The following is a 21,447-nucleotide window of genomic DNA, read 5'->3' on the forward strand; positions in this document are numbered from 1 at the left end:
TTCAATGGGATGAGAAAGAAATCAATACTAGCGATCGAGTCAATATATAATGACTTTTGGCTTAATTGTAACCGAAATTTTGGAGTCAGTCAGGCTCCCAATCCTGAAAATATGGCTAATTCCTCGGTGGCGAATCTCGATACTGCTTCCCTGCGTCAATTTCTCCTCGATGCTCTTGTCCGTCTTGCCTATCGAGAGGGAGATTTCACCCTGTCTTCAGGACAAAAAAGCAGCTACTATATCAATGGTAAACAAGTTACCCTCACTGCGGAGGGAGCTTTAGCCGTGGGGCGTTTATTGCTGTCCCTACTGCCTCCAGATACCCAAGCGGTGGCAGGATTAACCCTAGGAGCGGATCCGATTGTCAGTGCCGTTAGTGTGGTATCTGCCTACGAAAATCGCCCGATTCCAGCTTTAATCGTCCGTAAAGAGGCAAAAGGTCACGGTACTATGGCTTATATCGAGGGGCCGACTTTAAACCCCGGTGCCGCGGTGGTTGTCCTCGAAGATGTGGTGACAACGGGGAAAAGTGCCATGGTAGCGGTAGAAAGATTACGCAATGCGGGTTATCAGGTAGATTTAATCATTGCTTTGGTGGATAGAGAACAAGGAGGGGCGGAATTTTACCAATCTCAGGGAATACAGTTTCAAGCTTTGTTTTCGATTCGGGATCTACAGGCGGCTTATCAGAAAAAATAGGGTTTGCGGCAAAAAGTTTTTCCTGGTGGCAGGGTGTGGGGTGTGGAGTGTGGGGTGTGGGGTTTTACCAGTTTTGAGGTGGCCAATTACCTAATTTTCAGGGAAAAAGTCCAGGGATTTTCCCCCTGATCACTCCCATGCCTGGTACTTTTTGATTGACAAAAAGTCTAAAAGTCTTACCCAACAAGGTTTTTAGATTTTTTCAGCCTACCCTAAATAGCGGGGAGTGGCCAGAAACGCTCGATAACCGGGTTTTAAAAGTCGGTAAAACTTATCGGACAAAAGACCAGAGAGCGGCTTTAACTGCCTAAACGGTAAGTTATCTAGATTTTTTTCCTGTGAATAATTGGTAACTAGCTGAGGTTGTCGGCGCTAAGAAACAGATGAGAACATTGATAGATTCAGAGTCTAACTATTGACTAATACCTATTCTCGGACGGGGAATCAAGATTGCTTGACTCTCTTGGCTGCTAATGAGTTGAAGCCTTTGTCACTTTACTGATAACCCTCAGACCGACTAACTGTATACTAGGCCATAAGATTTGCTTAAAAATCTTCAGACCATGCCGAACTATTGACAGTACAGCGATCGCCAAATATGAATCAAGGCATAGATTTACAAGAAAGTTTCATTAAATCCCTAACAGACTTGGGATTAAGTGGAGGACTGGCTAAAGCGATTTGGATGCCTTTACCCATGTTCCTGATGATTATAGCCGCCACAGTGGGGGTTTTAGTCTGCGTCTGGTTAGAAAGGAAAATTTCCGCCGCCGTCCAACAGCGTATTGGACCGGAATACGCAGGACCCTTGGGCGTTTTACAACCGGTCGCCGACGGTCTCAAATTAGTCTTTAAAGAAGATGTCGTCCCCGCTAAGGCTGACCCTTGGTTATTCCTCTTCGGGCCGATTTTGGTGGTGATGCCGGTGTTTGTCTCCTACCTCATCGTCCCCTTCGGTCAAAATCTGCTGATTACTGACCTAAACGTGGGGATCTTTTTATGGATTTCCTTGTCCAGTATTGCCCCCATTGGCTTATTAATGGCGGGTTATGCCTCGAATAATAAGTATTCCTTGCTGGGAGGCCTGCGGGCCGCGGCGCAATCGATTAGTTATGAAATTCCCTTGGCTTTATCGGTATTAGCGATTGTGATGATGTCTAATAGTCTCAGTACCATTGATATTGTCGAACAACAATCCGGTTATGGCATTTTAGGCTGGAATATCTGGCGCCAACCGGTGGGTTTTCTGATTTTCTGGATTGCCGCTTTAGCTGAGTGTGAACGTCTGCCTTTCGATTTACCGGAAGCGGAGGAGGAATTAGTCGCCGGTTATCAAACCGAATACGCGGGGATGAAATTCGCTCTCTTTTATGTGGGTTCCTACGTTAACCTCGTGCTGTCGGCCCTAGTTTTCGCCGTCCTCTATCTTGGTGGTTGGGAATTTCCTATCCCCGTCAATGCTTTAGCCGGCTGGTTGGGAGTTAGTGAAACCAATCCTTGGCTACAAATTATCACCGCTTCCCTAGGGATTACGATGACGGTATTAAAAGCCTATTTTCTCATCTTCATCGCTATTCTCTTGCGTTGGACTGTACCCCGGGTTCGCATTGACCAATTACTCGATTTAGGCTGGAAATTCCTCTTACCGGTATCTTTAGTTAACCTACTACTTACCGCCGCCCTAAAACTAGCTTTTCCCTTTGCTTTTGGCGGTTAATTCCCGTTTTTGCCCTGTTAACCTACTATACCTCTGACCATCATGTTTAACATTCTCAAACAAGTCAGCGATTACGCCAAAGGTAGCATTCAAGCGGCGAAATACATCGGCGAAGGTTTATCCGTTACCTTCGACCATATGCGTCGTCGTCCGATTACCGTCCAGTATCCCTACGAAAAGTTAATTCCCTCGGAACGTTATCGGGGTAGAATTCACTTTGAGTTCGATAAATGTATCGCTTGTGAAGTTTGTGTGCGAGTTTGTCCGATTAATTTACCAGTAGTGGATTGGACTTTTAACAAGGAAATTAAAAAGAAAGAACTCAAACACTACAGTATCGATTTTGGGGTCTGTATTTTCTGCGGTAATTGTGTGGAATACTGTCCGACTAATTGCCTATCGATGACCGAAGAATACGAACTAGCGACCTATGATCGTCATGAATTAAACTATGATAACGTCGCCCTAGGCCGTTTACCCTACAAAGTCACCCAAGACCCGATGGTAACACCTCTGAGGGAATTAGGTTATCTGCCTAAAGGTGTTATCGAACCCCACGATTTACCCGCCGGTAGTCAACGCGCCGGTAAACGTCCGGAAGAAATTACTGATTAATTAGCAGTTAGCTATCAGCCGTCAGCCGTCAGCCTTCAGAAGCTGATAACTAATAATTAATAACTCTCAAACATAAAAGGAGATGAAACTACTGTGAATTTAGCCGAGGGCGTTCAAATAGTATCTTTTGGCATTTTAGCAGCCCTAGTAATCGGGACAGCTTTAGGCGTGGTACTATTATCTAATATCGTTTATTCCGCCTTTTTATTGGGCGGTGTTTTTATCAGCATTTCGGGTTTATATCTCTTACTAAATGCTGATTTTGTAGCGGCGGCACAAATTCTAATTTATGTGGGTGCAATTAACGTTTTAATTCTCTTTGCTATTATGCTTGTTAATAAGCAAGAGGACTTTTCTGCTATTCCTAAACGTTGGATTCGTCAGGCATCTACAGCTTTAGTTTGTGTGGGTTTATTTGTGCTGTTATCGACCATGGTTTTAATCACGCCTTGGTCAATTTCTAGCACTTCTCCCGCAGTAGTGACTAATACTTTAGTAGAAATCGGTAAGCATTTCTTTAGTGATTTCTTACTACCCTTTGAATTAGCTTCCGTGCTATTATTAATGGCCATGGTCGGAGCAATTATTTTAGCTCGTCGTGACCTTATCCCCACCCTAAAAGCTGAAGAACCTACGGCCACAGCTTTAACATTACCCGAACGACCTAGAGAATTAACCGCCCCTAAATAAGACCAAAAAAAGAGGTATCATGCAGATTCAGTTAGAGTATTATTTGTTATTAGCGGCGGCTTTATTTTGTATCGGAATTTATGGTTTAGTCACCAGTCGCAATGCCGTCCGGGTTTTAATGTCGATCGAATTGATGCTCAATTCTGTTAACATTAACTTAATGGGTTTTTCCAACTATCTTGACCCCGCTAATATCAGAGGCCAAATTTTTACTATTTTCGTGATTACCGTAGCGGCAGCCGAAGCAGCCGTGGGTTTAGCGATTATCCTGACTATCTATCGTAACCGCGACACCATCGATATGGAACAATTTAACCTGCTCAAATGGTAAGCTTTTAAATATTTACCCCCCCTCTCCCTTTTTTGGGGAGAGTTTTTTTTGGCCAATTTTCCCTGTTTGTACGGTGTTAAATGTTTGAAATTTCAAGAGTTTGTAAAGATTTAAGGGATTAAAACTACATCCGATTAACAGGATTAAATTATGATAAGAAGAGATGTTATAGTGTGTATTTCCTCTTCGTAAATTTACTAAGTTGTAAATCTTTTGATCACTTCTATTTGAATACCAACAAATAAGGAGAAAAATTAAAAAGCCATCCTATCCTATCATAGTTGGCTTCAAGATACCTAATTCATAACTGGGTTTTATAAGTCGGATTTGGTATCAATTGTCCTTTAGGTAGTGTTCCAAACCTAGGACTAAGCTAACTTGTGGATAGGATGTACAATTAGTATTCATATCTTGATTCAGCAACGCCATTTTCTATACCTTTTAAACAGGATTTCCAGCTTTTTTCAAATCGATGATACACTCCCGCTGCTACCTCCTGTCCCCTGAATCATCCCGCAGTTTTATATTTTCTTTAGAGATGGGCTGTCCTAAAACCTGCTCAGAGCGGCCAAAAGTCAGAAAATAGAAATAAAGGTGCGATTAGAGAACTTGAGTAGCGATCGCACCCGTCAGCCGCCATTGGAGAAAGATAAAGTTATGGCAGATAACTACAGAAGTCGCATTGTTACCCAAGGTACCCAACGCAGTCCCAATCGGGCCATGTTAAGAGCGGTAGGTTTTGGGGATGAGGACTTTAGCAAACCAATCATCGGCATCGCTAACGGATTTAGCACCATTACCCCCTGCAACATGGGAATTAATGATTTAGCAATGCGTGCCGAAGCAGCCACCAGATTAGCGGGGGGAATGCCGCAACTTTTCGGGACTATCACCATTAGTGACGGGATTTCCATGGGAACAGAAGGGATGAAATATTCTCTCGTTTCTAGGGAGGTAATCGCCGATTCCATTGAAACCGTCTGTAATGGTCAAAGTCTCGATGGAGTCCTCGCTATTGGGGGTTGTGACAAAAATATGCCGGGGGCAATGATTGCCATGGCCCGGATGAATATTCCCGCTATTTTCGTCTATGGTGGCACGATTAAACCGGGGCGCTACAAAGATTGCGATTTAACCGTAGTCAGTTCCTTTGAAGCCGTGGGACAGTACAGCGCCGGTAAAATCAGTGAAGAAGACCTCATCGGGATCGAACGCAACGCTTGCCCCGGCGCCGGTTCCTGTGGTGGAATGTTTACTGCTAATACCATGTCTTCCATTTTTGAAGCCATGGGGATGAGTTTACCCTACTCCTCGACCATGGCCGCCGAAGATGAGGAAAAAGCCGATAGTACCGAAGAATCGGCCAAGGTTTTGGTCGAGGCGGTTAGAAAACAGATTCTCCCTAGCCAAATTTTGACCCGTAAAGCCTTTGAAAACGCCATTTCGGTAATTATGGCGGTGGGAGGTTCCACTAACGCTGTCCTGCACCTTTTAGCCATTTCCCGCACCATCGGGGTAGAATTATCGATCGATGATTTTGAAACCATCCGCCAGCGTGTACCAGTTATCTGCGATCTTAAACCCTCCGGGCGTTACGTTACCGTAGATCTGCATAAAGCTGGCGGTATTCCCCAAGTGATGAAAATTCTCCTGGTTAATGGTTTACTACACGGGGATGCTCTCACCATTAGCGGTCAGACTATCGCCGAGATTTTAGCCGATATTCCCGACCAACCGCCCTCAGGCCAAGATGTTATCCGTCCTTTTAGCAATCCTGTCTATAAAGAGGGTCATTTAGCCATTTTAAAAGGAAATCTGGCCACAGAGGGGGCTGTGGCCAAAATTAGCGGCGTGAAAACTCCGGTCATCACTGGGCCCGCGCGGGTGTTTGAGTCGGAAGAAACCTGTTTAGAGGCAATTTTAGCCGGAAAAATTCAAGCCGGGGATGTGGTGGTTGTCCGTTACGAGGGACCAGTAGGCGGACCGGGTATGCGGGAAATGTTAGCCCCCACTTCGGCAATTATCGGCGCCGGTTTAGGGGATTCCGTGGGATTAATTACCGATGGTCGTTTTTCCGGGGGAACCTATGGCATGGTGGTCGGTCACGTCGCTCCGGAAGCGGCGGTGGGTGGTACAATTGCCCTAGTCGAGGAGGGGGATCAAATCACTATTGATGCTCGTCAGCGTCTCTTGCAGTTAAATGTATCGGAGGAAGAATTAACCCGTCGTCGTCACCATTGGCAACCGCGTCCCCCACGCTATAAAACGGGAATTCTCGGCAAATTCGCCAAGTTAGTCTCCTCTAGCAGTCTCGGCGCTTTAACAGATCTGAATCTGTTCTAAAAGTATAACTAGGGTTTGCGGCAAAAAGCTTTTCGGTGGTGGCAGGGTGTGGGGTGTGGGGTGTAGGGTGTGGGGTTTTATCGATTTTCAGGTGGTCAACTACCTAATTTTCAGGGAAAAAGCACCCACTGCTCACCCAACACTCCCACTGATAACTGATAACTGATAACTGATAAGACTGACGAACCTAATTACTATAGATTAATGACTATGACCTATCTACTTACTGTCTATCGAGCGCTCGAATGCCGTCCAGATACCTATCGGGACTGGTATGACCAAGGCAATATTTTAAGAGAAAGAATGGACTATTTGGGAGCCTTAATCAGCTACGAAAAAGCCTTAGAATATTATCCAGATGATTATTGGGCATGGTACAAAAGGGGTATGATACTAGAAGACTTGGGAATGTATGAAGAAGCGGCTGCAAGTTACTCTAACGCTGCACAGGTAAAGGATGATAACTATTGGGCTTGGTACGATCAAGGTTGTGTTTATCTACAGGAATTAAAAGACTACGAAAAAGCGATCGCTTGTTTTCAACGGGCCCTAAGTCATAGTCCGGGGGACTATTGGGCAGCCTACCGGCAAGGGGAGGCCTATCGATTGCTCAAAAACTACGAACGCGCTATCACTTTCTATGATCTGGCCTTGGGGGCGCGACCCCGGGATTATTGGGCCTGGTATCGACGTGGCGACGCTTTCCGGGATTGGGGCAATCCCCAAGAGGCTTTATTTAATTATCGTACCGCCCTCGATATCCGACCGCAAGATTACTGGTCCTGGTATCAACAGGGTGTGATCTTACAAGCATTACAGCGTTTACCAGAAGCGATCGCCTGTTATGAAGAATCGTTAAAAATCGATCGAGATGATCGCTATGCGTGGTATAATGCCGCCTGCTGTTATGCCGCCCTCGGTCAACAAGAAAAAGCGATCAACTGTTTACGCGAAGCTCTAGACATAGAACCGGATATATGTGGCGAATTAGTGCGTAATAACTTTGTTTTCGATGGTTTAAGGCAAAATGAAACCTTTAATGACCTCTTGAGTTGCTATTCCCCCAGCTAAATTCTTTTTGACTCGGTTGCCTCGATTCAGCACCTAGGGTTTGCTGAAAGGGTTTGTCGTGGGGTGTGTGGGATTTTAGGCATTTTCAGGGAAAAAGTGCCTAAAACTTCCCCCGGATTGCTCCAATATCTAGCACTTTTTTGATGGCAAAAAAGCCTAAAAATATTAGCCAACAAGGTTTTTAGATTCATTTAGCCGGTTTGGATTAGCTACAATTGCAATTAGAGACAAATTATTGAGAATCTTATGCGAGAACTAGACAGAGACAAAACCATCGAACAACTGAACGAAATCATGGAATTTGAACTAGCGGGAGTTGTCCGTTACACCCACTATTCCCTGATGGTGACAGGTCCCCATCGCATCCCCATCGTCCAATTTTTCCAGACTCAGGCCACGGAGTCCCTCACCCACGCGCAACAAGTTGGGGAAATTCTCACCGGTTTAGAAGGTCATCCTAGCTTAAAAATTGCCCCCATCGAGGAAAGCTATGAACATAATATCAAAGCAATCTTGAGTGAGAGCCTCAATCATGAGAAAAAATCCCTTGATTTGTACAAAGCACTCCTAGAAACCGTCGAAGATGCCAGTATTTACCTAGAAGAATTCGCTCGCGGTATGATCGGACAAGAAGAATTACACAATATGGAAATTCGCAAGATGCTGCGGGATTTTGCTTAAGCTAGGATCAAAGCTAGAGTTTATCGACTAGCTTATGAATCTTAGTTCCGCTTTACCCACTTTTATTATCACTCTCCGGGAAGGTTTCGAGGCCGCTTTAGTGGTGGGAATTGTCCTCGCTTGTTTACAAAAATCCGGTCGATCGCAACTTAACTCATGGGTGTATCGTGGTATTGGTGCGGGAGTAGTGGCTAGTGTTTTGGTCGGTGTTTTGCTAGGGGGAATCCTTTTGCAAGTGGATGCCTCTCCTAGTCCATTCGTACCAATGATCAAGGAATTATTGGCCGCCACTTTTGGACTGATTGCCGTTTTGATGTTGAGTTGGATGTTAATTTGGATGACTCAACAGGCCAAATCTTTGAAATCTGAGGTAGAAAGTGCGGTAAAAGCGGGTTTAAAAGCGGAAAATGGGGCAGGAAAAGCGATTTTTCTGCTCGTTTTTATCGCTGTCTTGCGGGAGGGATTTGAAACTGTCCTCTTTATCCTGGCCCAATTCCAAAAAGATTGGCAGATACAAACCTTCGGTGCGATAGCGGGGTTAAGCGTCGCAACCTTGTTGGGAACTCTCCTATTTGCGGGGGGAGTAAAAATTAATATCCGTCTCTTTTTCCAAATTATGGGGACTTTCCTCCTCTTAATCGTTGCGGGATTACTCATCGGTGTTTTGAAACATATCGACGCAGGAATCAGTCTTTTAAGTGAAATTGACCCCTTTTATCGCCATTTCTGTCCTTCTCTCCCCTCCTCCTGTCTTCTCGGTTTTCAAGTTTGGGACGGTTCCCAAATTTTGAGCGATCGCACTTTCCCCGGACTCCTCCTCAAATCCCTGTTTGGTTATCGTCAAAACCTCTATATCAGTCAAATTGTTGCTTATATCCTCTTTTTACTGCTTATCGGTGGCCTCTATTTCCAAAGCTTACGACAACGTCCTCAAACAGTGACCAGTAAACAGTGATCAGTAAACAGTAAACAGTGACCAGTAAACAGTAATCAGTAATCAGTAAACAGTGAAAAGATGGCAAGAAACTGCTATTTAATACTGCTCACTTAACACATACTGCTCACTTAAAACTCAAATCTGATAACTTACCCACTGATAACTGATAACTTACCCACTGATAACTGATAACTGATTATGACTACTTGGCAATGTGACGGTATCCCTAAAGATGGTAAAACTTATCCGCAAGCGACTGCGGGGGGTCATGAACCCTGCGAAAATACTACTCCTGATTGTCCTATCTGTGGCCTACCTAGGGAAGCGATGGATCCCGTCACAACGACGGTTAAAACCACGGTTGTCGTCTCCCCGGGGGGTACAACTAGAGTCGGCCAAAAATCTAACTGGTTACTTCCCTTCGCTTTGATAATTACCGCTTTAACCGCAGGTTTAGGGGGTTGGAGTCTATTGCAAATGGTGATTCCCAAACCCGATACTTCCCAAGTTACACCAGAAGAAACCCCAGACAAGCAAACCGAGGCAACTTTTGTGAGTAATACGGCTAAAAATCCCGATTTATTTAGCCAAGGTGAGAAAATACTGCTTAATTCCACTCCTAACAAAGAAAAAGGCGCAGCGGCCTTTAAAAAGGAAGATTGGGCAAATGCGATCGCAGCTTATCAACTAGCAGCCACTCCCCAAGCAAACGATCCAGAAGGCAAAATCTATTACAATAACGCCAAAGCTAGACAAAAAGGTAATCAAAAGACTATAGCCGTTGTTGTCCCCATCGCTAACGACCCCAACAGCGCCAAGGAAATTCTCCGAGGTGTGGCCAGGTATCAAGAGGAGTTTAATAATTCTAATCCGGGTAATCCTTTGGAAATAGTCATCGCTAATGATGGCGGTGGGTTACAATCAAAAGCGATAGCCGATGATCTGATTGAATCCGGTCAAGTTTTGGCAGTTATGGGCCACGGAATCGATCCTTTTAGTCAAAAAGCGATTGAAAGTTACGAAAAAGAAGGATTAGCGATTCTTTCTCCCCTGACTACCCGTGTTAGTCAAACGGGAAAATCAACCCTGAAAACTATTCCCCTTGACGATAAATCTCAGGAAGTTTTCGGTAGTTATCTGGAAGCAGTGGCCAAAACTTTGGCTAATTATGCTAGTCAGCAAGAGAATTCTCCGTCAGTGGTTCTTTTTTATAATTCCGATAGTCCCTATAGTCAAAAATTAAGGGATTCCTTTGCTAAAGCAATAAAGCAACCGGGAGGCAAGATAGTTAAGGAAATAGACACCACCAAAGCCAATTTTAACGCTAAAACCGCCATAGATCAGGCAAAACAAGCCGGCGCTAAGGTGGTATTTTTGGCCCTCAGTAAAGATGGCGATCGCATCGATCAAGCCGTGGCTATTGCCCAAGAATCGTCTGGAATGCTCTTATTAGGCGGAAATGAACTTTATACACCCGATATACTCATTCAAGGAGCGGATAGCATCGACGGATTAGTTCTAGCAGTACCTTGGAGTTTCCAAGCAACGGATCCTTTTGCCAAAGATGCGCTGAAAAGTTGGCGCGGTCGCGTCAGTTGGCGTACTGCTACCGCCTACGATACCATGAAAGTATTAGGAGAAGCGATCGCTAAAAGTTCTGACCGTGCTACTGTAGTCGAAACTTTAAATCGAGGAATCACCTTGCAGGGAAACACCACGGATTTTAATATTTTTAACCAAGTTCCCCTAGTACGCGCTAATCGCGGCAATGAGGGGCCAAAGGGTTCTCAATATCAGTTCGATCCTATCTAAAATAGATAATGTGATGTCGAGGAGTAGAATCAAGTCTAATTTTATGAATAATATCTTACCCATCCTAGCTTTATTAATGTCGGTGTCGGGAATTGCCGTATCTTTGGGACGGGAGGAAGTCCGATGTCATCTCGGTTTAGAATCGGCAGCTTGTCCCCAGGAAGAAGAAAAAACCAGCGAAGACACCCCCACAACTACCCGGGAATCTCCCCCCGCAACTACCCCCGCAACTACCCCAGAATCTCCCCGGATAGAAAAAACTCCCGCAGAAACTACCCGCAATAGCGAAGCTTCCCCCGAAGTTTCCCCCTCTCCTGAAAGCGAAACTCCAGTGGAATTCACTCCCATCCCGGAAAATAACCCCAGTCCAGAAGTACCCCCCGAAAATCCCCCCACCCCAGAAACCAAAGCGGTGGAAAAAACTCCAGATGCAGAAAAAAGTCTGGATGTCAATCCATCTAAAGATGGAGAAACTGAAAGTATTCCATTAGAAGTTATTCCCCCCGCACAGTAAAATCGGACAAAATCAATTTCTGGCTGAGGATAGGAACTCATGCACTCATGGAAGAAGTAGTTAGATATGTGTAATTAATTGTATCTAGCTACTTAATTTTTCTGCAGCTGTTGCTGATTAGGTAAAAACTATTTACTTTTAGTCAAAATTAATTAACTTCTAACCCCGGAATGCTTAACTGTTCAGTTTTTGGCTGTGTTTCCCCCAGATAATCCCCTTGCAACATATTAATTAAACAGCCACCAAGATGATAGGCCATATTCACGGGAACAGCGTTACCAATCTGTCGATATTGAGAGGTTAAATTACCGGTAAATTGCCAATCATCGGGGAAGGACTGCACTCGTGCATATTCTCTCACAGTCAGAGGACGAGTTTCTTGGGGATGACATCTTTCTGTTTGGGTTTGTGCCGGACTACAGGTAATAGTTAAAGCTGGTTCATCCCAAGATAATCTTTTAGCATATCCTGTCCGTCCGCCGTGATTTTTGAGACTATTTTTCATATATTCTTTTTGAATATCCATCGGCAAATTACGCCAATTTCCTCCTGGGGGAACTAAGGACATAATCTCTTTTTTTCTTTCTTTATATTCTACTCCTAGAGAAGTTGGACAATTCTCTAAGGCTTTTTTCAGAGAAATAGTATAATTTTTATATTGGGGAAAAATGGGTTTAATATTTAGGTCTTGACGGGTGGCAATAATAATTAATCTTTCTCTTTTTTGGGGAACATCAAGAAATTGAGCCGATAAAACTTGATAAGCAGCATAATAACCGATTTCCTGTAAAGCTTGCAGCATTAATTGCAGAGTTTCTCCTTTTTTATTGCTTAATAATCCTCGAACATTTTCGGCTATAGCGATTTTAGGTTGCACTTCCTGTAAACAACGAGCAAATTCAAAAAATAGGCTTCCTCTCAAATCTTCTAATCCTTTTCCTAACCCAGCATAACTAAAAGGTTGGCAGGGAAAACCTCCAGCTATAACATCTATTTTGTCTCTAAAATCGGAAAATTTAAGCTTTTTTATGTCTTGATTTATAACATTCCATTGCGGTCGATTGAGTCTTAAAGTATTAACACAATCTTGATTAATTTCCACCAGTAATTGGGTTTTTAGTCCCGCATTTTCTAAACCTAAAGCCATACCACCACAGCCAGCAAATAATTCAATAACCGTGTAATTAGTTGGCTCAACAGTTTGTAAAATTCTCAATTCTCTGGGGGATTGGTTATTTTTAAGATTGGTTAATTGCTCGAGATCAAATAACCAATCAACTTGATTGATTTTCTGACCTTTGATTAATTTTTTCTTTTGCCATGTTAGTATTTCTGCGGTAGTTACACCGAGAATATTAGCGGCTTTTTGTAGATTTACCTGAGTCATAACCAATAATTAGCAACTTATCTACATCTCTACTATACATCAAAGTAGCTAAACTTGATAAAGTTCTTTTTCGATTTTCCTGACTGTCATCTTTAACTTATTCAGGATAGTTTCATAGATAAAATCATCAATTAGACGACAAATTTGATAAGTATCTACCAAGTCATGAGTAACAAAGGTAGGAATTTTGAGCGAAGGTTTCTGTAAATTAATTTCTTCTAATAATTGGGTCAAGTTATGGCGATAAGAGTATAAATAGCTCATTATAGTTAGTTGCTGGGTTGGGATTGTTTACTGTTTAATTACAACTATAGCAATAGTCAATAAATTGTGAAAAAGCATCAAATCTTTTCAATTCGTTAAAATTAAATATTAACAGGGTCAAATATATAATCTCTTATCTAAAATTGGTGTTTTTTGAATATTATTGACTTTGGCAATTGCTGATTCTAAACATAGCTGGTTTTCTGAAGATACAAACAGCCTATTGCTTTCCAATACCTCAAATGCTACCTCTCTAGAAATTTGTTCTATTACCTCTTGGCTAACTTGATTATTTAAGTTAATAAAATTAATTATATCCTCTATAATAACTTTACCAAATTTATTCTTAAATTTTCTTTTTTGTCTTAATACTTTCTGGAATAGCTTGGTTTTGACACCTATTTTTTCAATAATATCAGCATTATAAAAAGGTACGCCAAGAACGTTAGATTCTTGTCCTACAATTAAAACAATTCTTGCTTGCTGCTTGCTGACTCTTGCCAGTTCCTTTAAAATGTCACCCATATCTAAACAGTATTGTACTACAGTGTAGAAACGATTACTCCTATTTGCTCTATTAGAGCCAATTTCTGACTTGGCTATCTTGAGTAAATCCCATCCTAAGATTTCAGCAGATTGACGATAATTTTGATGGTAATTAAAAACATTTATATAGGGTGGAGAAGTCACAACAAAATCTATCTGATTATTTTTTAGTGGTAGAGAACGAGCATCAGATAATCCAACCCTGATCGGCTTTTGAGAGTAAGGTAGCTTAGTAATTATATTACTAAGATGTAAAAATTTTTTCTGAATAAATTCCTGAGTAATTTTATTGTTACACACATCAAGAAGGATTACCAAAGCATCAAATAAAACCTTTGACCGATCCGGTAGCATATTCCTAGTATTTTGCAATTTATCTACTAAATTTTCTACTTGATCACTGACTTCAAAAATTCTCAAAGGAAATTCTTGATCGACGATATTTCTCAGGTTTTTAAGAACTTCTTTTTTTTGAGAATCATTGATAAATTCATAGGTATGACTCATGATATAAGCAGCGGGATTAATCTCAAATCCATAAGCTTCTAGGGATAAATAACTTGCCTCTAGTAAAACAGTTCCGCTACCCACAAAAGGATCGAGAATGACCGAATTAGATGGGCAATAGAAACTTAAAATAGTCTCTATCAGTTGGGGCGAAAACTGACCTCGCCAAACAAATAAATTGGCTCTAGTTTTCTCAATAATGTCAAGTTTTTCTTGGGGTATAGGTTGATCAAAATCTGGCAACTTTCAATCTCCCTCTATTGCTAAAATCAAAATTCAAGTTCTACTTTATCTAGAGAACAAACACTATAAAATGTCGGGGCTGAACAGGGTTCAACCCCCTCAATATTTTCCTACTTGCGTCCCAGAACTGTATATTTAAAATTCATCGGGCCGGTATAACCGGAAATCTCCGCTAATTTCTCTAATCTTTGGGTTCCCGAATATTCTTGACCCTTAATAATCCAAGTGGGGAAACCTTTAATTCCGGCATCGCGACAAGCTTGGGGATTACCATTAACCCCTTGGGGATCGCATTCGATATAAACCCCTTCTTTTTTGAGGATTTCTCCCGCTTCCTTACCAAATAACTGTTTTTGATCGTAACAGTGGGGACACCAAAAAGCCCCGTATTCTTTCGCACCAATTGCTTTTAAATGTTGAGCCAGGGCAATTTCTGCCTCTCCCGAAACCGTGGTTACTTCCCAACCGTAGGGAGGTGTAGCAGCTGTCATTGGCCGGGTAATTTCTTCTTTTCCTCCTGTCACCGTCGGGGAATTTACTCCCGCATAAACCGCTAAAGTTCCCACCAAAGTAACCATGGCCACCACAACCATCGGCAGTATAATTTGTCCTAAACCTTCCCATTCACGACCGACAATTGTGAGAATTAATAAAGTTAAAGCGAACAAAGCCGAAGTGATGCAGTAGGGACACAATTCCCTTAATTCCGTGGCTAGAATATACATTAAATAACCACTAAATACCGCCATCGCCGTCGCCCCCGCTAACAGCAATAACCAAGTATTATTTTCTAAACTTTTGCGGAGATTTTTCTGAGTTTCCCCATTAATAAATAGAGGACTGAGGGCAAAAACCGCCATGGCAATATAGGCCAAAAAACCGAACAAACTCAAGGGCAGCCCGAAAACCGTAGCGTAGGGACTATTAAGCACACCAGTACAACCAGCCCCATCACTAGCCCCGGCGGTACAGGCTGCAGCCCCTCCCATCAGTTTGGTAATGGTTAAATAGCCGGTCAGAATCGCTCCCACGATCGAAATGCTCGCAATTAGAGGCCGGGAGTAGCGATGAATCCAAGGTACAGAACGACGACGCATAATATTATTTAGATTAAATTACAGCAGAATTCAGGAGTCAGGAGTCAGGAGAGAAATCTAAATGTACTTTGTTGAAAGGAAAAATTCCCTAACCATATTGTGTTAATTAGGACGTTTTCAATTCCTAAAAACTTAGGATAGCTATCCCCTGAAACTATCCGCCATTCTAGCAAGGGGTTATGTGGACAGAGGCAAAGAAGGGAGAGAATTATTAATTTTTGCCTTTTGATCGTTGATCTGCCGGGCCGTTTCCACAAATTGCGACACCCGGATCGGATCCACCGGTTCAGTAATTTTGCCATGACGCTTGAGGGAACTAGCCACGATCACCCCATCAGCAGCCAGCAGCAACTGCCCGATATTGTCCAAATCAGCCCCGCTGCCGATAAAAACCGGTGTTCCCTTGGCCGCCGCCACTGCCAGTTCCAAATCCTCAAAACTGGGGGGGCTACCGGTAGCCCAACCAGAGAGGATCACCCCGTCTGCCAGTCCCCGTTCGATCGTATCTTGCACCGCCGTGGTCAGATTAGGGGTTCCCAAGGGGCGGGCGTGTTTAACCAAAACATCCGCTAAAATTTTGACCTCAGACCCCAATTCGCGGCGATAACGCAGGAGTTCGTGGGCCTGACCCTCAATAATGCCCTGATCGGTAGCCATAACCCCCGTTAGCACATTAACCCGAATAAATTGGGCATTGACACAGGTAGCGATCGCTAAAGCACTATGGGCATCATTGCGGAGAACATTAAGACCAATCGGTAAGACCACCAGATTTTTAATGCGATCAACAATTAAAGTCATGGCACTAACCACGGCGGGATCCACCTGTTGCTTAGTAAAGGGGGCATCAAAAAAATTCTCGATAATCAAACCATCAACACCACCGGCAGCCAAAGCCGTCGCCTCCTGTTCAGCCCGCTCGATCACCGTCTTGAGACTGCCACCCCAACGGGGGGAAGTGGGCAGGGGGGCGAGATGAACCACGCCAATAATCGGGTTTTTTGTCTTGAAAGTTGCAATTAAGTTCACAGCGTCTACTACTCTTAGCGTCCCCAACCATGCGCCGCTCACCCATTTTAACAGGGTGAAGGCCTACCCACGGTTCCACGGGGGGGAAATTATTTTAACTGCTAATGATTTTATCAATTCCGGAATCCGTTAAAATGTCTTAACATTAGAGAAGTTTAAGATTTGGTTGATACTCGATCGCATGGGCAATAAGCCAACCATCGCTATCTCACACCTAGGCTGTGAGAAAAACCGGATCGACTCCGAGCATATGTTAGGACTGCTGGCCAAGGCCGGCTATCCCGTAGATAATGACGAGGAGTTGGCCGATTACGTTATCGTTAATACCTGTAGTTTCATTCAAGCAGCTAGAGAAGAATCCGTTCGCACCCTCGTGGAACTGGCGGAAGCTAATAAAAAAATTATTATCTCCGGCTGTATGGCCCAACATTTCCAAGATGAACTCCTGACGGAATTGCCGGAAGCCGTGGCCATTGTCGGCACGGGGGATTATCAGAAAATTGTCGAGATCGTCGAACGGGTAGAGACGGGAGAACGAGTCAAAGAAGTCAGCACCGATCCCACTTTTATCGCCGATGAAAATCTGCCCCGTTATCGCACCACCAGCGAGGGAGTCGCCTATCTGCGGGTGGCCGAAGGCTGCGATTATCGCTGTGCTTTCTGCATTATTCCCCACCTGCGCGGCGATCAGCGATCGAGATCGATCGAGTCCATTGTGGCCGAAGCGCGACAATTGGCCAGCCAAGGGGTGCAAGAATTAATTCTCATTTCGCAAATAACAACCAATTATGGGTTAGACTTATATGGCGAACCCAAATTAGCGGAACTCTTGCGAGCGCTGGCAGAAGTCGATATACCTTGGATTCGCGTTCACTACGCTTACCCGACCGGGTTAACGCCAAAGGTTATCGAAGCGATCCGAGAGAGCCCGAATGTTTTACCCTATCTAGACTTGCCGCTACAGCATTCCCATCCCGACATCCTGCGGGGGATGAACCGTCCCTGGCAAGGACGAGTCAACGATGGCATTATCGAGCGGATCAAGCAAGCTATCCCGAACGCGGTTTTACGAACGACTTTTATCGTCGGTTTCCCCGGAGAAACCGAGGAACATTTCAGCCATCTGCTGGAATTTGTCAAGCGTCATGAGTTCGATCACGTCGGGGTGTTTACCTTCTCCGCCGAAGAAGGTACAGCCGCTTTTGGCCTGCCCAATCCAGTGCCACAGGCAATTATGGACGAACGCCGCGAAAGGTTGATGTTAACTCAGCAACCAATCTCGGAGCGCAAAAATCAAGCTTATATCGGTCAAACTGTCGATGTTCTCATCGAACAGGAAAACCCAGAAACAGGCGAATTAATCGGGCGTTCCGCTCGTTTTTCCCCAGAAGTAGATGGCTTGGTTTATGTGACAGGGGAGGCGATTCTAGGTGCGATCGTACCAGTCCGAATCACCGCGGCCGATACCTACGATCTCTACGGCGAAATAGTCTAATTTTTCGATTTTTCTAATTTAATTCCCACAAAACAACCCTTATGACCACTGGTTTCAACAATTTAGGTTTATCCGATAGCCGTATTCAACACCTAGAAACGCTTGGATTCACCACCCCCACGGAAATTCAAACCAAAGCCATCCCTCTCCTTCTAGAAGGGCATGACATGGTAGGAATGTCACAAACGGGAACCGGCAAAACCGCCGCCTATTCCCTGCCTTTACTGGAACGCATGGACACCAAAAATCCTAACGTTCAAGCTTTAATCCTCACCCCCACCCGGGAATTAGCCCAACAGGTGGCCAGCGCCATCAAAGATTTCTCTGATGATCGTCGTCTCTTTATCCTGACAGTCTGTGGTGGTCAATCCATGGAACGTCAGATCCGCAGTCTGGAAAAAGGTGTCCAGATTGTGGTCGGGACTCCCGGCCGGGTAATCGATCTGCTCGATCGCAAAAAACTCCATCTAGAATCCCTAAACTGGGTAGTCCTCGATGAAGCGGACGAAATGCTCAGTATGGGTTTTATCGATGATGTTAAGAAAATTCTGCAAGCATCCCCCTCCACCCGTCAAACCGCCTGTTTCTCGGCAACTATGCCCCGGGAAATCCGCGATTTAATCGCTAATTTCTTGAAATCTCCCGTTTCTGTGACGGTTTCTCAACCCCAGGCCGCTCCTGCTAAGATTGAGCAGAAAATTTATCTGATCCCTCGCGGTTGGACGAAATTAAAAGTCCTGCAACCCCTGTTAGAGATCGAACCCCTAGAATCGGCGATTATTTTCGTCCGCACCAAGCAAACCGCGGCCGAATTAACCAGCAAACTGCAAGAAGCGGGGCAAACGGTGGATGAATACCACGGTAACTTAAGCCAAGTGCAACGGGAACGACTGGTGCAACGTTTCCGCGAGGGCAAAATTAAATTAGTGGTAGCCACAGATATCGCGGCCCGCGGTCTAGATGTGGAAAATCTCAGCCACGTTATTAACTATGATCTGCCAGATAATGCCGAAACCTATATTCACCGCATTGGCCGCACCGGCCGCGCCGGTAAAACGGGAACTGCTATATCTTTAGTAGAACCGATCGATCGGCGTTTATTACGTCAGATTGAACAGCGTCTGCGTCAACGTCTGGAATCTAGTCCCATTCCTAGTCGTGCGGAAGTAGAAGCAAAACGTCTGGCCAAGCTGCAAAATCAGCTAAAAGAGGCTTTATCGGGGGAACGTATGGCTTCTTTCTTGCCTTTAGTGCGGGATTTAAGTGAAGAATACGATCCACAAGCGATCGCGGCGGCTGCCCTGCAAATGATCTACGATCAAAATTGTCCCCAGTGGATGAAAACCGATTGGGAAGTTCCCGCAGCGACGAGCAGTAAACCGGTGATTAATAAAACTCCCCGCAGTGGTGGTAGTAAGTACCCCTCTAAGTCGAATAACCGTCCTTCCCTGGACAAAAAAATCGTCTTTCAAGAACGTTAATTTTTAGTTCTTGAATGGATAACTTTAAGAGTTGATAGACCGTTTTGGTTCTATCAACTTTTTTTTGTCAGGTAATTTCCCAGTACATCGTCGAAAGCATTCTACATAATTTTATAGCTAAACTTTTGATAATTGATTCTAATCAAGTATTTGGGCTTTGTTTGACATTTTTACTGATAATTACCATATAATTGTCTTAAATGAATAAATTTGAATATTTAATATGTCGAGTTCGTCAGAACCTTATCGTGGGAGGGTACAAGCTCAAGGAGACGATATCCAGCAAGAGGGTGGATACAGTTGCCCTTGGGCAAGAAAAAATCCTGTTACTGCTAAAGAAGGATTATTATTTCTTGCTAACATTAAAGGGCAATGCAATCAATTTCAACGAGAGGAACGGAAACAAGCTTTTAGAAAAGCTGAACGCTTTGTTACAAATGCTAGTGAGCAAGGTGGTGTCACTCCAGAGGCACAACCGCACTCATTTCAGGATTCTAAACGTAAAACTAAAAACGCCCGTGTAGATATTGAAATTCGCAGTGGTCTTACCTTTATCCCTTCGCCCCAAACAGAATGACAACGATGCTTAGAAGAGTACAACAATTTTTAGACTCTGGCGATAGTGATAACGCTAGAGAAGAAATTGATAGAGCTTTCGGCAATCTGAGAAGGGTGGATAGTCATGTTAGAGAGTTTGCAGATCTGTTGGCACTGGGATCGATCAAAGCTTCAGAAATCGGCTTAGGGGTATTGGGACGTAAGCTTCTACAGAATGACAGCGAGATTAACAATGAGGTTGTTTGGTTATTTATTGCGTCAATTTTATCTCGCAATAGTATTCCCCCTGATAGTCCATCTAGAATCAGCCTACTTGTTCTTACCGCTTCTGTCAATAGTTGGGAATTACCAATTTTTGCGCTTCTTGCCCCTGCCCTCGACGCTTTTTTTAAAGTTAGTCTTGCGGACGGAACCCCTTTAATTGCCGAACAAACTTTTGATTTTTTGGCCACTTGGGGAAGAATTTATGCGAAAGCACCTCATGTCAAAACGCAGCTTCAAGAACTTCAATCTCTTAGTAATAATCTATTAGAGCAAGTAGATGACTCAGAGTTAAAAGCTGAATGGTCAGAGGGAATTAATATATTTTTTGAAGAAGCCAGTACAACCAAATATTCAGATAGTAATGTTTTTTATGCTGGTGAAGAATTAATTAAAAAAATTTATAATACTCAAAGTTTACAGCGCAATACAGAAGATAAGAATTTGGCAGAGACAAAAGACAAGTTACTCCGATTAGTCACTTCGTCTCTTGCCACTATTGGAACAGTTCTTGATAGTGATGGAGTCATACTAAATCCGGTTATTAAAAACTGATTATTTATTTCCCCTTTTGTCTCTTGCATGAGTGCCTGTTCTGATATGTAGCGCATACTCAACGGATTTAGTATTAACCCTATATACTTTTGACTTTTTTATACTGTTCTGTCACGGCGGCATTTAATAGATCATCTTTAAAATCTCTGATTAATTTAATTACTAAATTATAAGTATTGATGTATTCTTCATAATCGATAGTTAAATACTTGCCATGAGCAATTTTATTTCTTGGGGTGAGAAGTTGTTCATCAATAGCTTTCTGCCGCAGTTGATAATCACTATCATCAATTCCTAGAATAGTACAGATATCAGTGAAAACTTCAAAATTGAGATTAGATTTGGTGTTAATAATATTTTCGTAGGGTATATAAGCTTTATTTTCTAGGTTATCAAGTAAATTTTTGATCATCTCTTTTTGTAACTTAAATTTATTGGTTTTTATTAACTCATTTATAGATTTTCTAGAACTAAGGGCAACGAAACAGTAATCCAGTTCATGATAATTTAATTTTCGCCAATTCAAAAATGAAACGCATCAACCTCAAGAGTTGACAAAGAAAGGCTCATCAGGTACTGTCTGATCATTAACAAAAACAAATCAGACCCAAAAT

At 43.3% G+C, this 21,447-nt stretch carries 21 protein-coding genes; 15 read left to right on the forward strand and 6 right to left on the reverse strand.

Annotation, left to right across the window (positions count from 1 at the left end; translation table 11 throughout):
- The first annotated feature begins 9 nt into the window (after nt 1-9).
- From pyrE to H6G40_RS10815, 11 genes are all read left to right on the forward strand, one after another.
- Nucleotides 10-699 carry an orotate phosphoribosyltransferase gene (gene pyrE / locus H6G40_RS10765; protein WP_002794035.1) on the forward strand — a complete coding sequence of 230 codons (690 nt, stop codon included), beginning with the start codon at nt 10-12 and terminating at the stop codon, nt 697-699.
- A gap of 598 nt (nt 700-1,297) precedes the next feature.
- Nucleotides 1,298-2,416, forward strand: a complete 1,119-nt coding sequence (gene nuoH, locus H6G40_RS10770) for an NADH-quinone oxidoreductase subunit NuoH (protein ID WP_002775034.1) — start codon at nt 1,298-1,300, stop codon at nt 2,414-2,416.
- 42 nt (nt 2,417-2,458) lie between these two features.
- Nucleotides 2,459-3,031, forward strand: a complete 573-nt coding sequence (ndhI, locus tag H6G40_RS10775) for an NAD(P)H-quinone oxidoreductase subunit I (RefSeq protein WP_002733194.1) — start codon at nt 2,459-2,461, stop codon at nt 3,029-3,031.
- Nucleotides 3,032-3,124: 93 nt separating this feature from the next.
- Complete coding sequence (locus H6G40_RS10780) at nt 3,125-3,721, forward strand: NADH-quinone oxidoreductase subunit J (RefSeq protein WP_185239303.1); 597 nt, start codon at nt 3,125-3,127, stop codon at nt 3,719-3,721.
- Nucleotides 3,722-3,746: 25 nt separating this feature from the next.
- Nucleotides 3,747-4,052, forward strand: coding sequence for an NADH-quinone oxidoreductase subunit NuoK (nuoK, locus tag H6G40_RS10785; RefSeq protein ID WP_197533180.1), 306 nt, complete (start codon nt 3,747-3,749; stop codon nt 4,050-4,052).
- A 657-nt stretch (nt 4,053-4,709) separates the two neighbouring features.
- A complete protein-coding gene (gene ilvD / locus H6G40_RS10790; RefSeq protein WP_002734426.1) occupies nt 4,710-6,395 on the forward strand; it encodes a dihydroxy-acid dehydratase in 1,686 nt (561 codons plus the stop codon).
- Between the two features lie 210 nt (nt 6,396-6,605).
- Complete coding sequence (locus H6G40_RS10795; protein WP_052578106.1) at nt 6,606-7,466, forward strand: tetratricopeptide repeat protein; 861 nt, start codon at nt 6,606-6,608, stop codon at nt 7,464-7,466.
- A 246-nt stretch (nt 7,467-7,712) separates the two neighbouring features.
- Nucleotides 7,713-8,147 (forward strand): ferritin-like domain-containing protein, encoded by a 435-nt coding sequence (locus H6G40_RS10800; protein WP_002775054.1) that lies wholly within the window; start codon nt 7,713-7,715, stop codon nt 8,145-8,147.
- Between the two features lie 34 nt (nt 8,148-8,181).
- The gene (locus tag H6G40_RS10805; protein ID WP_190537654.1) at nt 8,182-9,102 is read left to right on the forward strand and encodes an FTR1 family iron permease; all 921 of its coding nucleotides are present in this window, start codon (nt 8,182-8,184) and stop codon (nt 9,100-9,102) included.
- Nucleotides 9,103-9,282: 180 nt separating this feature from the next.
- Complete coding sequence (locus H6G40_RS10810; RefSeq protein ID WP_190537655.1) at nt 9,283-10,896, forward strand: ABC transporter substrate-binding protein; 1,614 nt, start codon at nt 9,283-9,285, stop codon at nt 10,894-10,896.
- 43 nt (nt 10,897-10,939) lie between these two features.
- Entirely contained in the window at nt 10,940-11,410 is a 471-nt protein-coding gene (locus tag H6G40_RS10815; RefSeq protein WP_069474102.1) for a hypothetical protein, read from the forward strand.
- A 148-nt stretch (nt 11,411-11,558) separates the two neighbouring features.
- Here H6G40_RS10815 and H6G40_RS10820 read toward each other — a convergent pair whose 3' ends face one another.
- The 5 genes from H6G40_RS10820 to btpA form a co-directional block, all read right to left on the reverse strand.
- Nucleotides 11,559-12,797 (reverse strand): DNA cytosine methyltransferase, encoded by a 1,239-nt coding sequence (locus H6G40_RS10820; RefSeq protein ID WP_069474103.1) that lies wholly within the window; start codon nt 12,795-12,797, stop codon nt 11,559-11,561.
- A 48-nt stretch (nt 12,798-12,845) separates the two neighbouring features.
- Nucleotides 12,846-13,061, reverse strand: a complete 216-nt coding sequence (locus H6G40_RS10825; RefSeq protein WP_002732823.1) for a hypothetical protein — start codon at nt 13,059-13,061, stop codon at nt 12,846-12,848.
- A 117-nt stretch (nt 13,062-13,178) separates the two neighbouring features.
- A complete protein-coding gene (locus H6G40_RS10830) occupies nt 13,179-14,357 on the reverse strand; it encodes a DNA methyltransferase (RefSeq protein WP_190537657.1) in 1,179 nt (392 codons plus the stop codon).
- A 110-nt stretch (nt 14,358-14,467) separates the two neighbouring features.
- Complete coding sequence (locus H6G40_RS10835) at nt 14,468-15,454, reverse strand: vitamin K epoxide reductase family protein (RefSeq protein ID WP_069474105.1); 987 nt, start codon at nt 15,452-15,454, stop codon at nt 14,468-14,470.
- Between the two features lie 177 nt (nt 15,455-15,631).
- Nucleotides 15,632-16,483 carry a photosystem I biogenesis protein BtpA gene (gene btpA, locus H6G40_RS10840; protein WP_002733035.1) on the reverse strand — a complete coding sequence of 284 codons (852 nt, stop codon included), beginning with the start codon at nt 16,481-16,483 and terminating at the stop codon, nt 15,632-15,634.
- A 181-nt stretch (nt 16,484-16,664) separates the two neighbouring features.
- On the opposite strand from btpA, the gene rimO reads away from it, so the two are divergent.
- The 4 genes from rimO to H6G40_RS10860 all read left to right on the forward strand — a co-directional run bounded on the left by rimO (nt 16,665) and on the right by H6G40_RS10860 (nt 20,833).
- Nucleotides 16,665-17,978: a 30S ribosomal protein S12 methylthiotransferase RimO gene (gene rimO / locus H6G40_RS10845; protein ID WP_069474106.1), complete on the forward strand. Its 1,314-nt coding sequence runs from the start codon at nt 16,665-16,667 to the stop codon at nt 17,976-17,978.
- Nucleotides 17,979-18,019: 41 nt separating this feature from the next.
- Nucleotides 18,020-19,459 (forward strand): DEAD/DEAH box helicase, encoded by a 1,440-nt coding sequence (locus tag H6G40_RS10850; RefSeq protein WP_069474107.1) that lies wholly within the window; start codon nt 18,020-18,022, stop codon nt 19,457-19,459.
- A gap of 223 nt (nt 19,460-19,682) precedes the next feature.
- On the forward strand, nt 19,683-20,036 hold the full coding sequence (locus tag H6G40_RS10855) for a hypothetical protein (protein ID WP_069474108.1): 354 nt from the start codon (nt 19,683-19,685) through the stop codon (nt 20,034-20,036).
- A 5-nt stretch (nt 20,037-20,041) separates the two neighbouring features.
- The gene (locus H6G40_RS10860; RefSeq protein WP_242028743.1) at nt 20,042-20,833 is read left to right on the forward strand and encodes a hypothetical protein; all 792 of its coding nucleotides are present in this window, start codon (nt 20,042-20,044) and stop codon (nt 20,831-20,833) included.
- Between the two features lie 79 nt (nt 20,834-20,912).
- Here H6G40_RS10860 and H6G40_RS10865 read toward each other — a convergent pair whose 3' ends face one another.
- Nucleotides 20,913-21,359, reverse strand: coding sequence for an MAE_28990/MAE_18760 family HEPN-like nuclease (locus tag H6G40_RS10865; protein WP_242028744.1), 447 nt, complete (start codon nt 21,357-21,359; stop codon nt 20,913-20,915).
- Between the last annotated feature and the right edge of the window lie 88 nt (nt 21,360-21,447).

It is taken from the genome of Microcystis viridis FACHB-1342 (genome assembly GCF_014698335.1).
GTDB classification, from domain to species: domain Bacteria; phylum Cyanobacteriota; class Cyanobacteriia; order Cyanobacteriales; family Microcystaceae; genus Microcystis; species Microcystis ichthyoblabe_A.